8 protein-coding genes and 1 riboswitch are annotated in these 16,689 nt (G+C 65.0%); of the genes, 7 read left to right on the forward strand and 1 reads right to left on the reverse strand.

Annotated features, from left to right (window positions below; genetic code table 11):
• The first annotated feature begins 832 nt into the window (after positions 1–832).
• A riboswitch (cobalamin riboswitch) is annotated at positions 833–1,035 on the forward strand.
• Between the two features lie 89 nt (positions 1,036–1,124).
• The 6 genes from WMO66_RS05265 (at position 1,125) to WMO66_RS05290 (ending at position 14,218) form a co-directional block, all read left to right on the forward strand.
• Positions 1,125–3,044, forward strand: coding sequence for a DUF4430 domain-containing protein (locus WMO66_RS05265; RefSeq protein WP_349135341.1), 1,920 nt, complete (start codon positions 1,125–1,127; stop codon positions 3,042–3,044).
• A gap of 852 nt (positions 3,045–3,896) precedes the next feature.
• Positions 3,897–4,853 carry an AAA family ATPase gene (locus tag WMO66_RS05270; protein ID WP_349135342.1) on the forward strand — a complete coding sequence of 319 codons (957 nt, stop codon included), beginning with the start codon at positions 3,897–3,899 and terminating at the stop codon, positions 4,851–4,853.
• A gap of 11 nt (positions 4,854–4,864) precedes the next feature.
• Positions 4,865–5,926, forward strand: a complete 1,062-nt coding sequence (locus WMO66_RS05275; RefSeq protein ID WP_349135343.1) for a DUF58 domain-containing protein — start codon at positions 4,865–4,867, stop codon at positions 5,924–5,926.
• Positions 5,927–5,928: 2 nt separating this feature from the next.
• Positions 5,929–8,049, forward strand: a complete 2,121-nt coding sequence (locus WMO66_RS05280; protein WP_349135344.1) for a transglutaminase TgpA family protein — start codon at positions 5,929–5,931, stop codon at positions 8,047–8,049.
• 20 nt (positions 8,050–8,069) lie between these two features.
• A complete protein-coding gene (locus WMO66_RS05285; RefSeq protein ID WP_349135345.1) occupies positions 8,070–13,319 on the forward strand; it encodes an S-layer homology domain-containing protein in 5,250 nt (1,749 codons plus the stop codon).
• A 467-nt stretch (positions 13,320–13,786) separates the two neighbouring features.
• Positions 13,787–14,218, forward strand: coding sequence for a sporulation initiation factor Spo0A C-terminal domain-containing protein (locus tag WMO66_RS05290; protein WP_349135346.1), 432 nt, complete (start codon positions 13,787–13,789; stop codon positions 14,216–14,218).
• Here the strand turns inward: WMO66_RS05290 and WMO66_RS05295 are convergent.
• Positions 14,173–15,447 carry an adenylosuccinate synthase gene (locus WMO66_RS05295; protein WP_349135347.1) on the reverse strand — a complete coding sequence of 425 codons (1,275 nt, stop codon included), beginning with the start codon at positions 15,445–15,447 and terminating at the stop codon, positions 14,173–14,175. The two genes, WMO66_RS05290 and WMO66_RS05295, sit on opposite strands and share 46 nt — an antisense overlap.
• A gap of 132 nt (positions 15,448–15,579) precedes the next feature.
• Between WMO66_RS05295 and WMO66_RS05300 the strand changes: the two genes are divergently transcribed.
• Complete coding sequence (locus WMO66_RS05300) at positions 15,580–16,497, forward strand: LysR family transcriptional regulator (RefSeq protein ID WP_349135348.1); 918 nt, start codon at positions 15,580–15,582, stop codon at positions 16,495–16,497.
• Positions 16,498–16,689 lie beyond the last annotated feature (192 nt).

Genomic DNA, 16,689 nt, shown 5'->3' on the forward strand with positions numbered 1-16,689 from the left:
GATCCATCGGTTCGGAAAGTTTGGAGTATTGCGCAGCCGTTGGCGGCTCTGCCGCCTTACGGATGCGGCATGCCCCTTGCGGGTACACAAAGTACGCCTGCACTTTCCAAACCTCGACTCGACGAAAAATCTCTCGGTATCCACTCTTGAGGATACGATTAGTGGCTTCCCAGATTTATTTATCTTCAGACCGTTGACGGTCAAAAAGATCAAAGCCGCAAAAAAACAGCCTGACAGGAAACTACATGGGAGACATGGAGTTTTTGGCAAGCTGCTGCATCGTGGGGCGGGTCGGCGGCCCCCCCCCCCCCCCCCACAGGAGGAGAACACCCGGTCATGCGCAGCGGGAACGCATCCGCTGCCCCGAATCGGGCACAAAAAAACGGCTGAGAGGATAGATAGACTATCCCCTCAACCGATTCGGGCAAAGTAATGCATCACAGTAGGTCTTCTGGGTCGCGCATCCGGGAGCAAAGCCCCCACGGCCGCTGCCCTGCCTTCTCAGGGTTCCCCAATGACCGGCTTTCGCCGACGGGCAGCGGACTCAACGCTCACAGCGACGGTTATCCCAGAGGCGCAGCGCGCCTCCCTCGGGGTATTATCCCCGTTCCCTTGTTTACCCGTATGCCTGACGGGGTCGCCCCGCGCCGTTGCGTACATACGGTCTCTGCAAGCAGAATATTCAGTTCATGCCGCACAGGCTTTGTGCGGACTACTTTGATTATAGACCATGCGGGCGCGCCTGTCAAGCACCGAAATCCGTATTTTTTTAGCGAATGCGGAAACACACACCGGAACGGGCTTGACAAAAAAATCGGCCCTTGTTATACTGAGAGCAATGGAAGCTTCAAGTGCTTCCGCTGCCGTCCGGGCAGCGGGAGAGGATAGGGAACCGGGTGAGAATCCCGGACGGTACCGCCGCTGTATGCGCGGAGGCCGCGTGCAGGGCGAAAGCCGGTCATTGGGGAACCCTGAGAAGGCGCGCGCGGCCGTCGAGGCGTGAGTCAGAAGACCTGCTTGGGGAGGCTCTGCCCGCATGGTGCGGGAAACGGGGCGCTTTGTTGTGCGCAAATGCGGACGCTGCAACGATTGTTGCAGTGTCCTTTTTTTCTGGGGGTCGTGCCATGAGACGGAAAACAATCTGGGGCCGGGTCTGCACGGCCGTGCTGATCCTTTCGCTTCTGGCCGGTGCGGTGGCTGTCGTGTTCACGGGCGGACGGGTGCGCCCGCCCGATCCGCTGCCGGAGCAGGCGCAGGTCCTGCAGCCGGACCGACAGGAGCGCGGCGGCAGCGGCGGCACATCGGACGACGTGCCCCTCACGCAGTCCCCGGAGCCGACGGAGCCGTCCGAAGAGCCGGACGAGACGGAAACGGCCGAGCCATCCACGGAGCCGGACGAGCCGACGGATGCGACGTCCGCCACGCAGACGACACAGACGCCCGAGCCGAGCGAGGAGCCGACGCGCAGCACCGGCGGCGGAACGGAGCCGACGGAGGAGCCGGGTCCTGCCCCCACGGAGGCCCCCGGCCCCGAGGAGCCGCATATCGTGACGGACCTTGTCAGCCGCGTCTGGCGCTCCGGTGAGCTGGACGGCGATACGCTGCGGTTTTATGCCTATGCTGCGGGCAGCGGAGACCTGAGCCTGCGGGTATATTATAAGGAGTCCGGCTCCACCGCAAACAACGGCACGCGCCTGCTGCCGGCGGACGACCGGAACTTCTCCGTCCGCCTTACCTTAAATCAGTCCTATACCTTCTCCTTATATTTATATCGCGACGGCCGCCGCGTCGGCGATGCCGCGGTATACCATATTTCCTACCGCGCAAGGCTCGCAGACGACGATCAGCCCGAGATCGGCGATGCGCCGCCCATCATCACGACGAGCCGCGACGGCCGGACCGATCCCGTTTCCGTGCAGACGATGACGTTCGTCGTCTGGGCGAGGACGGGCACGGACGGTTCACCGATCTACACGAGCCATCTGCAGGTCTCGATGGACGGCGAGCTGCTGACGAACCCGACCGGCAGCGCCGCGTCCGGCTATGAATATGTGCTGCGCTTCTCCGCGCCGCTCGTCGGCGATGAGCGGGAATACACGCTGCGCATCCTTGCGTGGGACGATGCCGGAAATTCCGCCATGCGCACCGTGAAGATCGTCTATCAGACGGTCTCGGAGGGCGACGACATCGGTGAGGCGACCATCCGCATCGACGCCACGACCGTCGGCCTCGGAATCGTCGACGAGGAGACCGTCCGCATCAAACAGGGCGACACGGCCGCGCAGACCGTGCTGCAGATGCTGGAGGACTGCGGCTATGAGGCAGGCTATGACGGCCTTGCGGAAAAGAACGGCGGTTTTTATCTCATGCGCCTGACGCGCGGCGACCTGCTGTTTCGCGCGCAGGTGCCGGAGCGCCTCTGGACACTCATCCAGCGCGACGGCATCTCACTGACGGGTGCGCCCGGCCGCGACAGCCTCGGCCAGCACGACTACACCTGGGGCGCGGGCTGGATGTATGATGTCAACGGCTATTACCCCGGCAAGGGCCTGTCGGAATGGATGCTCGGCGACGGCGACGTGCTGACGCTGCGCTTCACGCTGGCCTGGGGCAAGGATATCGACGGCTTCGGCGCGACGGGCGGCGGCTACGGCGTGCTGTCCAGCTACTGCTATGTCTGGCGCGACGGGCAGGAGATCCCGCTTGGCCACGACTGGCAGGAGACGGCCCGTGTCGAGCCGACGGAGACGGAGGACGGCTATGCGGACTATGTCTGCACGAAGTGCGCCGAGACGCGCCGCGACGTCCTGCCGAAGACCGGAACGGTCGACCCAACGGATCCCACGGATCCCACGGATCCCACGGAGCCGCCAACGGATCCCACGGACCCGACGGAGAACGGAAACGAGAGGAGCATGTTCCTTGAAGCAAATGCGAAATATTCTGATCCTGCTGCTGTGCGCGGCACTGCTGGCGGGCTGCGGCGCAAGATCGGCGCCTGCAAAGGCACTCGAGGGCTGCCGGGCGCTGCTCGGCGTGCGTGAGGGCTTCCTGGAGGGCCGCGCGGCGGAGCTGGCGGGCAGCTCCATCGGAGATTGGCTCGCCATGGCGCTGCTGGCCTGCGGTGCGAACGAGAGCTATGACGCCTATCTTGCCGCGCTTGAGCGGCATGTCACGGAGCGCTATGCCGAGCAGGGCACGCTCGATGCGCTCATGGCGACGGAGTATTCCCGTACGATCCTGACCGTCGCCATGCTCGGCGGCGACCCGGCCGCCTTCGGTACGCGGCCGGACGGCACGACCGTGGACCTGCTGGACGACGGCGTGTGGAATTTTGCGGGCGAGCTCGGCGCGCAGGGCCTCAACGGCCTGATCTTTGCCCTGCTGGCGGTCGATGCCGGGACCTATCCGGAGCCGGAGCGGGCGAAAAACACGCGCGCCGGGATCGTGGAGGCCATCCGCGCGGCGCAGGAGCCGGACGGCGGCTTCGGCCTCGTTTCCGGCGCCTCGGAGGCCGATATGACGGCCATGGCCCTGCAGGCCCTTGCGCCCTACGGCCGGGACGAGACCGTGGAGCGGGCGCTTGCCTGGCTGAAGGACCAGATGCAGCCGGACGGCACCTTCCTGGCCTACGGCGAGCCGAGCGCCGAGAGCTGCGCGCAGGTCCTCCTTGCGCTGGCTGCGCTCGGCATCGATCCGGAGCAGGAATTCGGCAGCGTGAACCCCGAAACAGGCCTTGCAGAATTCCGGAAGGCGGACGGGAGCTATGCGCATCTGCTGACGGACACGGAAGGAAATCTCATGGCGACGGAGCAGGCCATGCTGGCCCTCTGCGCGCTGGAGCGGCTGCCGGACGGCGGCTGCGTATACGAATCGAAATATCGGGAGGCGGCATGATGGAACAGAAACAATATGAGCTTGCGGCGCAGGTGCTCCGCGAGGTGCAGAAGGTCATCCTCGGCAAGCGGGAGATCGTGGAAAAGGTCCTGATGGCCGTGCTGGCGCAGGGCCATGTGCTGCTGGACGACGTGCCCGGCGTCGGCAAGACGACGCTGGCCATGGCCTTCGCACGCGCGCTCGGGCTGGAGACCCGCCGCGTGCAGTTCACGCCGGACACGATGCCGTCGGACATTCTGGGCTTCTCCGTCTATGACAAGCAGGCGGGAGCCTTTTCCTACCAGCCGGGCGCGGTCATGACGAACCTGCTGCTGGCGGACGAGATCAACCGTACCTCCACCAAGACGCAGGCGGCCCTGCTGGAGGCTATGGAGGAGCGCCGCGTGACTGTCGACGGGAAGACGCATCCGCTGCCGCAGCCGTTTTTCGTGCTGGCGACGCAGAATCCCGTCGGCTCGGCCGGAACGCAGCTCCTGCCCCCGGCGCAGCTCGACCGCTTCCTGCTGTGCCTGAGCATGGGCTACCCCGACCGGGAAAGTCAGGTGGAGCTGATGAAGGAGCGCCACCACGCCGACCCGCTTGCGCAGGTGTGCCCCGTGACGGATGCCGCCGCGCTCGGCGGCCTGATGGATGCCGCCGCCATGACGTTCGTGGCGGACCCGGTCTATGATTATACGGCCCGCCTGCTTGAGGCCACGCGCTGCCATGAGAGCCTGCAGCTCGGCCTGAGCCCGCGCGCCGGTCTGGCCCTGTGCCGCGCGGCCAAGGCGCGCGCGTTCCTGCATGCGCGGGACTATGTCCTGCCGGAGGACGTCGCGGAGGCAGCGCCCGATGTCTGTGCCCACCGCCTTGTGCTCGCGCCGCGCGCCCGCCTGCATGACGAGACGGCGCGGTCGGTGCTTGCCGAAATTCTCGAGCGCGTCCCGCAGCCCGCGGTGCGCGAATTCAAAAGCTGATGCGGAAGCGGATGCTGCGCGCCTGGCTGCTGTGGCTGCTGGCGGCGGCCTGCTGTGCGCTGGCCTTTGCTTTTACCCATGCCGGGGCAGCGCTGGCCGCGCTCTGCGTGCCGGTGCTGGCGGCGCTGGCGGGATTCGTCGTGCTGCGGTGCAGCAGGCTGCCCGCGCTTTCGCTCCGGCTCCCGGCAGGCGGCCGGAAGGACGGCATGATCGCGGGCGAGATCGTGGCCTCCCGCCGCGCGCCAGGCCGCGTCCTGTGCCGCATCGAGGTGCGCAATGACCTGACGGGCGAAACAACGGAATTTTTCGCGGAGGAACGCTTCTCGTTCCGCGCCGAACACTGCGGCCGCCTGACGGTCCGCATCCGCAGGGCCTGGCTCCTCGGCCTGCCGGGCCTGTTTGCCCGGAAGATCCGGACGGACGCGGCGGCGCATGTCACGGTCCTGCCGGATACGTTCCCGGTCTCCGTCCATGTGACGATGCCGGAGGTGCAGAGCCCGGACAGCGACACCAGCAGCCCGGACCGCCGCGGAAGCGACCTGACGGAGCCGTTCCGCCTGCGCGAGTATGCGCCGGGCGACAGCCTTCGCCAGATCCACTGGAAGCTTTCCTCCAAGCTCGATCGCCTCGTGATCCGCGAGCCGGGCATGCCCGCCGCGCGTACGCTGCTCGTCTTCTGGGACCGCAGCGGCGATGCCGCCGCGCGCGATGCGCAGGCGGAGGCCGTGTTCTCCGTCTGCCAGAGCCTGAGCGAGCAGGGGTATGCCTATCAGCTCGGCTGGCCCGAGGGCGGCACGGCCCGCTTTGCGGAGGCAGGCTCCACGGAGGAGCTGCTGCGCGATCTGCCGCTGCTGCTGCGCGGCGGCGCGGAGCCTCTGCAGGAGACCGGGGCGCTGCGCGGCTTCGGCAAGATTCTCTACTTTACGGCCTCGCCGGACCCGGTCTGGCGCAGCCTGACGGCGGGTGCGGAGCCGGTCCTGCTGCTGTGCGGCGTGCCGGAGCAGCCGGATGTCCGCTGCATCTGCTATACCAAAGAGGACTATGCTGCCGCGCTGCAGCAGCTGGAGCTTTGAGCATGAAACGAACGAACGGTTTTCAACTGGAACGTGCCCCTGCCGGGGGGCAGACTCTGCCGCCGTGGGCGGCCGCGCTGTGCGGCGGCCTGTGCGCTGCGGGGGCGCTGACGCTGCTGGCGGGGTCCTTCCCCGTGCTGCCTGCGTGGGCGGCCCTGCTGCTCGGCCTGCTGCTGGGGGCCGGGCTTGCGCTCCTGCCGCAGCGGGCGTGGCTGACGCCTGCGCTCTGCGGCGCGGCGGCGCTGTTCTGCCTGTGCGCCTTTGTGCCCGTCACGGCGGGCCTGCGGCAGCTGGCGGACTGCGTGCGCCGCTGGCTGACGGCGCGGACCGGGTACATCTATTTGACATCTTCTGGCGGAATGCGGCAGGGCCTCTGGGCCTTCCTGCCGCTCGGCTTTCTTTCGGCGCTGGCCTCCGGCCGCTGCGCCCGGCGCGGGAGCGTATGGTTTGCGGCCGTTTCGCTGCCTCTTGCGGCGGTCGGCTGCACCATTGGGCTGTTCCCGTCGTGCTGGGGCCTGCTGCTTCTGGCGGGCGGCATGACGGCCCTGCTGCTGTTCCGCACGGACCGGGGACGGACGGCGGCCCTGCTGCTTGCGGGCTGCCTGCTGCTCAGCGCGCCGCTCGGACGTCTCTCCCTGCCCGAGAGCGGGGCAGCGGCAGCGCTGGCCAGCGGGCTGCATGCACTGCGCTATGACGCGGCGGCCAACTCCATGCCGGAGGGCGATCTGCACGATCTTTCCGCGTGGGAAAAGAACGGGACGCCCGCGCTGCGCGTGACGATGGAGCAGCCGCAGCGGCTTTACCTGCGCGGCTTTGTCGGCGAGGTCTACACGGGCCGGAGCTGGCAGCCGCTCGATCCGCAGACGCTGGCGGACGAGGCCGGGCGTTTCTATTGGCTGCATGAAAAGGGCTATTATGCCCAGAGCGCCGTCGGGACTGCGGCGGTGCTCGCCGGGCAGACGCAGGTGCAGACCGTCACGGTCACGAACCTGTCTGCCTGCGGCGCGCAGGCCTATCTGCCGACGGGCCTTGCGGACAACGCCCTGCTGGAGCCGGACCGCATCGGCGACCGCGCGGCGAAAGCGCCGGGGGAAACGTATTCCTGTTCCTGCGCCGTCGGCGGCCTGCGCGACTGGTATGCCGCGCAGCAGGCGCTGGCGGACGATCCGGACGGCGCGGCGCAGTGGCTCACGCTGGACGAGGGCTACCGGGCGTTTGCCGAGGCACAGTTCCTTGAGCTTACGCCGGAGGCGGCCGGAGCCGCGCAGGCGCTGCTGGGGAGCGGAATGCAGGGAAAGACGCTCCCGGAAATTCTGCAGGCCATCCGACAGACGCTCACGGAGCACTTCGTCTATGACGAGAGCGTCTCGACGCAGAACGGGACGCAGGACTTTTTCCAATATGTGCAGTCCGTCACCGCGCGCGGCTACAGCGTGCACTATGCGACGGCCGCCGTGCTGATGCTGCGCTATTGCGGCGTCCCGGCGCGCTATGCCGAGGGCTACTACCTCTCCGGACAGGATGCGGTCTCTGGGGAGCAGACGTTTGAACTGGATGAGACGCACGCCCATGCGTGGGCGGAATATTATCTGACCGGCGTGGGCTGGGTCCCGTTTGAGGTCACGCCGGGCTATGTGGAGGCCGAGGACCTCGGAGCAGGCGGCGAGGCGGGCGGAAAGCAGTATGAAAACACGCAGCTGCCGCCCGTTGTGGAGCAGCCGGAGCAGCAGGCCCCGCAGGAGGAGACGCAGCGCAGCTTCCGCTGGTGGCTCGCCGCGATCCCGCTTGCCGCGGCCCTCCTCGCGTTCGTCCTGTGCCAGCTCTGGCGCAGACGCCGCCTGCACCGCCGGATCGCGGCCATGGCGGCGGACGAGCCGCGCGAGGCCGTGACGCAGCTCTATGGCTACGCCGTGTTCCTGCTGGCGCGGACCGGCGCGGCCCCGCCCGCAGGGCTGGAGCAGGCCCGGCAGGACAATGCCGAGGCCATGTTCAGCGGCCACGATATTCCAGCGGAAAAGGCCGCCGCCATGCAGCGCTTCGTGCAGGAGGTTCTGCAGGCCTGCCGGAAAAAACGCAATCCGCTCCAACGGTTCGCGGACCGCTGGTTCCATATCTGGTATTAGGTTTGAAGGAGGCAATGCTTATGAAGTCCATTCGATTTCTTGCCCTGCTGCTGTGCGCAGCGCTGCTGCTTCCGCTCGTGCCCGTGCATGCGGCGCAGAGCGGCGGGAGCTTCTATCTGACGGCCTCCACGGCCGGGCAGACGCTCATTGAGCCGGTCGCCGTGCCCTATACGGCCGGGCAGACCATCCGGGATGCCCTGCGCGGCAGCGGTTATGCCTTCGGCGGCATCGATACCGCGTTCATCACGGACATCGAGGGCGTCGCGGGAAACTTTACGGTCTATTATGACGGCGGCGCGTATTCGCTCGATGCGATTGCCAGCCCGGAGACCGTGACGGCCGTCGTCTTCTCCGAGCGTGAAAGAGGCTTTCCGGCCCTGCTGGACGCCGTGACGGAGCTTGGCCGCTTCCGGGAGCGCACGGACCATGTGCAGAATTACCCGGCGGCGCAGCAGGCCTATGCGGCGGCGCTGTCCGGCCTGCGGACGGCGGACGAGGCGGGCCTGACGACGCTTCTTGCCGCACTGCGCAGCGCCGTGGCGGAATACGAGGCCATTCTGAACGGCACAAAGTACCCCGTGACCTTTACGGACACGGCCGGGACGGCCGCGCAGCTCACGCTGACGGACAGCTACGGCAATGTGACGCAGGTACAGGGCCTGCGCGCCGAGGTCGTGGCAGGGGAGTACACGTTCAGCCTGTCTGACGGCGGCGCGAACCGCGTCGACGGCACGCTGACCGTGGCAGGCGCGGTGGAAAAGCAGGTCACGCTGCCGACGGGCGACTGGTTCGGCACGATCCGCCTCCACAATGCGTCCGGCGCATCCGCGGGTGCCTATCCCGGCACGCAGGATGAGAAGACCCATACGGCACAGTTCCGCGTGGAGGACTTCCGCACGCTGGCCTATCTCTATGCCGAGCGCGGGGTGGATGCCCCTGCGGACGCGGCGCTCTACAGCTGCTACATCGGCCAGAACGGCAAGGACTACGGCGACGGCAGCCAGCCCTCGAACCGCAAGAGCTGGTCGAGCTATCAGACGGCGCTCGTGTCGCTGCTCACGGCCGGGATGACGGACTGCGAGGTCCGGCTCGAGGCCCGCAGCGCTTCCGGCACGGACATGCGCATCCAGTCCTATACGCTCCGCCTGCACCGTGTGCCGACGCTCGCGTCGCTTGCCGTCTATGGCGAAGGTACGCGCCTGCCGCTGGACTTTGACCCGGCCGGGACGGACTATGCGGTGACGACGGTCTCTGACCGCCTGGCGATCGAGGCGGTCCCGTTCGGTACGGAGGGCTATTCCGTCACGGTGAACGGCGGCACGTCCGCAGAGGTCCCCGTCGGGACGATCACGGTGCAGGTAGCCCACACGAACGGAGAGCGCACCGCCTATACCATTGCGGCGACGAAGGTCGACTCCGTCGAGGTGCGGATCACGGTGCCCGCGGGAACGGACACTGCCGTCTTCAATGCGGCGGACAGCGAGATCGCGCCCGTCGGCAGCGGGACCTACCGCCTCATCCCCGGCGAGCGCTATACCTGGATCACGACAAAGCAGGAATTCTATCATGCGGCGGGCAGCTTTGAGGCCGCTGCCGGTCTCACGGTGCAGGCGTCGGAGCCGGACACGACGGACCGTCTCAGCGCGCTTGCCTCCTACAGCGCGCGCAATCCGAAGAACGGTGTGAGCTATGAGAGCGACGTGCCGTTTTCGGCGGCGCAGCACCGCTATACGCTGACGGTGCCGGATGCGAACTCCACGTTCTATCTGCAGGCGACCCCGACGGGCGGCTATGCCGTGAAGGCGCGCTACCTCCGCCAGACGACGAACACAGGCACGAACGGCACGCAGGCGGCGATCAACGTCACGGCGACCGTCGATCCCGCGAAGACCGCCACGGCCTGCGGCCAGAGCCTTGCGGCGAGCGGCTATTCCAACACCGTGACGCTGCGCCTGAGCCGGACGGCGGGCAGTGTGGAATATTACCAGGACTACACGCTGCTGCTGCGCCGCCGCCTGACGCTGGGTGGGCTCAGCGCCGCCGTGGACGGCGTAACGCTGAACCTGCTGAATGCGAAGGGCGAGGCGCAGAGCTTTGACCGCGATGTGACGGAATACTGGACGCGCGTCGACGTCAGCGCCCGCACGCTGGACTTCACTGCCTCGTTCCGCAGCCTGCCGACGGAGACGAACCCGAACAGCGGCGGCTATCTTGCGGACATCAACGGTACGACGTATGCGGAAGCGCCGTCCGCCGCCCTGACGCTCGATCCGGAAAAGACCGCAGAGGATGTGACCGTGACCGTGCACCATGCAGACGCGGCGGCGCTCCCGGCGACCTATACGCTGCATGTGCAGAAAACGGAGCCGACGATCGTGACGTTCGTGACGGAGCCGAAGGACGCGACCGTCTTCCTGACGAATGAGCAGTCCGGGCGGCGCGCGGAGCGGGCCACAGACGGCAGCTTCGCCCTGACGCCGGGCGACCGCTACACCTATACCGTGACGGCAAAGGGCTATGTCGGCACGACCATCCAGCATTACACGGCCCCGGAGCAGGCGGAAACGGTCCGCGTCACGCTGCAGAAGGCGGCGGAGAACACGGGCCTGCAGCAGCTTCCTGCCCAGTGGCCCTCGTTCCGCGCGGATGCCTATAACAACGGCGTCATCGACGCCAGAACGCCCGTTTCCTCGGAGAATACGGTCCTCTATTGGGCCACGCAGCTCGGCAGCGGCTATTCCTCCGATGCCTGCGGCTGCCCGATCATCGTGGATGACTGCCTGTATACCTACGGCGGCGAGACGATCTACAAGCTCGACAAGCGCACGGGCGAGGTGCTTGCGCAAGGCAAGATGGACCATAAGTCCAGCTTCGCCATCAACTCGCCGACCTATGCCGAGGGCATGATCTTCGTCGGCCTGGCAAACGGCTGCGTGCAGGCGTTCGATGCCGTGACGCTCGAGTCTCTGTGGCTGTACGAGGACCCGCTCGGCGGCCAGCCGAACTGCCCCATCACCTATGAGGGCGGCTATCTCTACACCGGCTTCTGGAACCGCGAGGACGGCAACGCAAATTTCGTTTGCCTGACCGTGACGGATGAGGACCCGGCGAAGACGGATGAGAGCAAGCTGGCCTCGTGGACCTACACGTCCCGCGGCGGCTTCTACTGGGCGGGCGCTTACGCCTGCAAGGACTTCGTGCTCGTCGGTACGGACGACGGCGAGGCGGGCTACACGACGGGCCATGCCCGCGTGCTCTCGTTCGACCCGCGCAGCGGCCGTCTGCTCGGCGAGCTGACGCTGCCGCAGACGGGCGACCTGCGCAGCTCCGTGACCTTCGTCCCGGACAGCGAGGGCGGCCTTGCCGGTACGGCCTATTTTACAACGAAGGGCGGCTATTTCTACGGTCTGCATGTCGAGGCCGATGGCACGTTCACGGAGGGCTCGCTGCGCGCGCTCAAGCTGGCCAATTATGCCAACGATCCGAAGAACCCGGCCATGAGCACCTGCACGCCGACGATCTATAACGGCCGCGCCTACATCGGCGTGTCCGGCACGGCACAGTTCGGCGCGTATTCCGGCCACAACATCACGGTCATCGACCTTGCTTCGATGTCCGTTGCCTATTCCGTCCGCACCCAGGGCTACCCGCAGACGAGCGGCATCCTGACAACGGCCTATGAGGCGGAGAACGGTTATGTCTACGTCTACTTCTTCGATAACTATACGCCGGGCAAGCTCCGCATTCTGGCCGACAAGCCGGGCCAGACCGCGCCGGTCCTCATCACGCAGGAGACGGACGAGAGCAGCGGCAAGCATGTCACCTATGACACACCTTATGTTCTGTTCACGCCGAGCGGCGCGCAGGCGCAGTATGCCATCTGCAGCCCGGTCATCGACGCGGACGGCACGATCTACTTCAAGAACGACTCGGCCTATCTGATGGCTGTCGGCAGCACGATGGACCGGCTCGAGGTCACGGCGCAGCCGGAGAAGACGGTCTACCACGCCGGCCAGACGTTTGAGGCCGCCGGTATGCAGGTCACGGCCGTTTGGCACAATGGCGTAAGGACGGATGTGACGAAGCTCGTGCAGTGGTCGACGGACCCGCTGACGCTGGACGACAACGACTTCCAGATCACCTATTCCCATGTGCTCTATCAGGACCGTGACGGCGCGCCGGGCACGGCCTATGCGGCCCCGGTCGGCCTTGCGGCGCTCGATGTGCGCAAGCATATTTACGACCGTGTGGAGACCACGCCGGAGGGCCACCGCGGCACCTGCAGCTATTGCGGGCAGACGGACGAGGCATTCCAGCCACATGAATTCGTCTGGGTCATCGACCGTGAGCCGACGGAGGAGGAGACCGGCCTGAAGCACGAGGAATGCTTCTGCGGCTACCGGCGCAGTGAAAACACCGAGATCCCGAAAAAGGAGCACGAGCACACCTATGTGGCCACGGTCGTCGCGCCGACGTGCACGGAGCAGGGCTACACGCTGCACACCTGCCCGTCCTGCGGCGATACCTACCGCGACGCCTGGACGGACGCACTGGGTCACAGCTGGGATGCCGGGCGCGTGACGATCCCAGCAACGGAGGATACGGACGGCGAGCGCACGTTCACCTGCACGCGCTGCGGGGCCGAGCGCACGGAGGTCATTCCGAAGACCGGCGAAACGCCCTGCGACGGCGGCGCGAATTGTCCGGGCAGCCGCTTCACGGATATGCCGGCAGCCGGGAATTGGGCACACGCAGGCATCGACTTTGCCCTGAAGCAGGGCCTGTTCAACGGCATGTCTGCCACGACGTTCGAGCCGGACGGCAGCATGACGCGCGCCATGCTCGTCACAGTGCTGTGGCGTCTGGACGGCAGCCGCGCGCCCGCCGGGCGGAACACGTTTACTGACGTGCCGGGCGGCCAGTGGTTCACCGATGCGGTGACCTGGGCGGCGGAAAACGGCGTGGTCAACGGCGTGGGCAGCGGGAAGTTTGAGCCGGACGGCCGCGTGACGCGCGAGCAGATCGCAACGATCCTGTTCCGCTATGCCGCAAAGCGCTATGATACCTCCGCGCGGGCGGACCTGTCCGTCTTCCCGGATGCCGGACGGGTGAGTGCCTATGCACGCGAGGCACTGGCATGGGCCAACGCTGCAGGCCTTGTGAACGGCACGGACAACGGCTTCGGCCTGATCCTCGACCCGCAGGGCGACGCGACCCGTGCACAGGTCGCCGCCATTTTGATGCGGTATGTAAAAAATATCGTCCGCTGATACTAGAATCTGATAAAAAGCTTTAAAAGCTTTTTATAGCGCCGAGGGCGCGTCAGATTCTGCATGAGACGGCGCAGCGTGCGTCAGCACGATGCGAGTGTGCGTAGCACACGGGATTCCTGATGAAATGTTTTAATCAGGAATCAGTATGAGATGGCGGCAGCGAGAAAACCCCGCAGGAGAAAAGCCTCCTGCGGGGCCGTTTTTATCCTGTAAAGCGATCGGATGAACCGACTGTAAAAAATTTGCGTAGAGAAATGTAAAATTATATAAGCTCCGAAACATATGGAACTGTCGGATAAAATTTTCAAAAATTTTGAGGAAAACATATTCACTTTAGCATGTTTTGCCGTATAATAATAGACGCTGGTTGCCCAAAACAACTTTATCCGGCCGCTGACTGAAAACGTTTCTCCCGGCGGACGAGCGCCGGGAAGACAACAGAGCACGAAGAGAGGAGAAAACTTATGATCACCGCTGAATCCCTGTTTTTTGCGATTCTGGGAACGACCCGGGCCGAGATCACTCCCTCCGTCCTTGCAACGGAGATCACTGCCGAGCTGCTGTTTGACGAGAACCTCGGCTTTGACGACTTCCGCATCACGAAGGATGTGTATCCCACCGTTGCCAAACTCCTGCGCCGCAGCTCCGATTCGGTATCCCGAAGCGTCGAGCGCATGACTGCGCGCCTGTGGCGCTGCGGAAGCCCGGAGCAGCTGCGAAAAATCACCGGGCAGGAGCGGCTGCTGCCGCGTCCCGCCCGGGAAACGATCCTGTATCTGGCGTATTATCTGCGTGCGGAGCGTCCGATCTCTGCGCTGCGGTACGGAACAGATGTCCCGCCGAACCGGGATCAGCGCGTGATGATCGCCTCGCGTTCCGCGCCGACGGAGACGTAAGAAATGTGGCAGCCGATGGCCTTTTCCACGGTCTCTACATAGTCGCGCGCTTCCTTCGGCAGGTCCTCATAGCGGCGCACGCCGGAAATGTCGCAATTCCAGCCCGGCATGGTGCGGAAGACGGGCTTTGCCTCCGGCAGGATGGCAGGGAAGGGGAAATCGTCCGTCAGCGCGCCGTTCAGCTCATACTGCACGCACAGCGGGACCTCCTTCATGCCGGACAGCACATCCAGCTTCGTCAGCGCGACCTCGGTCGCGCCCTGGATGCGGCAGCCGTAGCGCGTGGCGACAAGGTCGATCGGGCCGACGCGGCGCGGACGGCCGGTGGAAGCGCCGTATTCGCCGCCCTTTTCACGCAGGTTCTCGGCCTTCTCGCCAAACCACTCTGCTGTGAACGGGCCTTCACCGACGCAGGTGGAGTAGGCCTTCACGATGCCGACGGTACGGTCCACATGGCTGCCCGGCATACCGGCGCCGACGCAGGCATAGCCCGCGATGGACGAAGAGGAGGACGTGTAGGGATAAATGCCGAAATCGATGTCGCGCAGGGCGCCGAGCTGGGCCTCGAACATGATGTTTTTGCCGGCTTTTTCGGCCTCATAGAGGTACTTGGGCACGTCGCACAGGAACGGGCGAAGCTTGCCGCCGAACTCCTCGCACCAGGCGAGCATGTCCTCGAGCTTGTAGGGCTCTGCGCCGTAGACATTGTGGATGATGAGGTTCTTCCACTCCAGGATGGTGGCCAGATGCGCCTTGAGGTGCTCCGGGTAGAGCAGCTCACCGAGCATGACGGTCTTCTTCTGATATTTATCGGAATAAACGGGCGCGATGCCGCGCAGCGTGGAGCCGTACTTCTGATCTTTCAGACGGGCCTCCTCCAGACCGTCGAGCGCGCGGTGGAAGGGGAAGACGATGGTGGCACGCTCCGAGATCTTCAGATTCTCCGGCGTGATGCGGATGCCGTGCGCACGGAGATTGTCGATCTCGCGGCACAGGTCTTCCAGATCGATGACGACGCCGTTGCCGAGCACATTCACAACGCCCTCGGAGAAAATACCGGACGGGATGAGATGCAGGGCAAACTTGCCGTACTCATTGACGATGGTATGACCGGCGTTGTTGCCGCCCTGATAGCGAATGACAATATCATAATCCTTTGCGATGAGGTCGACCATGCGGCCCTTGCCTTCATCGCCCCAGTTGATGCCGACGACTGCACAATTGCTCATAATACTTCTGCTCCTGTTTCTGCCCGATGGGCTTGATTTCACACAACGCGCCTATTATAATACAAACCGAGGCATAAGTAAAACATGAATATCTTATGCAAGACATCAATAATTCTGATGGAGTGTGAGACCATGACAGTCAAGCTGGAGCAATACCGGATATTTAAAGCAATTGCCGACACGGGAAATATCTCCCGGACGGCCAAGCAGCTCTATTTGTCGCAGTCGGCCGTCAGCCAGTCGCTGCAGCAGCTCGAAAGCGCCCTCGGCGTGCGGCTGTTTTCGCGGACGGCGCGCGGCGTGACGCTCACGGCGGAGGGGAGCGTGCTCTATGACTATGCAGCGCAGGCGCTGTCCCTGCTCGAGGCGGGGGAGGCGCGCATCGCACAGTCGCGTGAGCTTCTGAAGGGCGAGCTGTCCATCGGCGTGAGCAGCACGCTGACGAAATACTATCTTCTGCCCTTCCTGCGGGACTACCATCAGCAATACCCGCATATCCATGTGCGCATCCTGAACGGAACGAGCCGCCGTGTGCTGCAGCTGCTCGGCAGCGGGCAGGTCGAGCTTGCGTTTGCGACCTACACGCCGGATGCAGACAGTTTTTCCGTTTTCCCGTGCTTTGATACGCACACGGTGTTCGTGGCGGCGCCGGATTATCCCTGCGATTTTGACCGCGTGTATACGCTGCAGGAGATCAGTGAATTCCCGCTCATCCTGCTCGAACGCGAGGCAAGCTCGCGCCGCTTCCTGGAGGACTGCTTCCTGCAGCGAGGCCTGCGCCTGCAGCCGGAGATCGAGCTGGCCAGCCATAACCTGCTCATCTCGCTGGCGCGCATCGGCCTCGGCGTGGCGGGCGTGACGGAGGAGCTGTCGCTCTCCGGCCTGAACCGCGGCGTCGTGCGCAAGCTGCATTTGGCCGAGGAGATCCCGTCGCGCCGCGTCGTGCTGTGCACGCGCCGCAATACGCCGCCGTCGGCCGCGGCAGGGCGGTTCATGGAGATGATCCGCGCCAACCACGGGTTCGACCGCCCGGCGGAGCAGGACGGTTAACGGCCGGCTTGTCAAAAAAGTCCCTTCGGGCCTTTTTCGCCAAGCTGCTTTCAGAATTGCAAAATGAATTTTTGTAGCATTATTTTGCAATTCTGCCGCTGCGGCGGGTTATTTGACGCGAAAGGACACCCTGACGGTTTCCTTGTATTATAGAGTAGTAGTTTTTATAGCCCCTATCCAAGGGCTGTGCTA

This window comes from Faecousia intestinalis (assembly GCF_040096185.1).
Lineage (GTDB): Bacteria > Bacillota > Clostridia > Oscillospirales > Oscillospiraceae > JAZOXB01.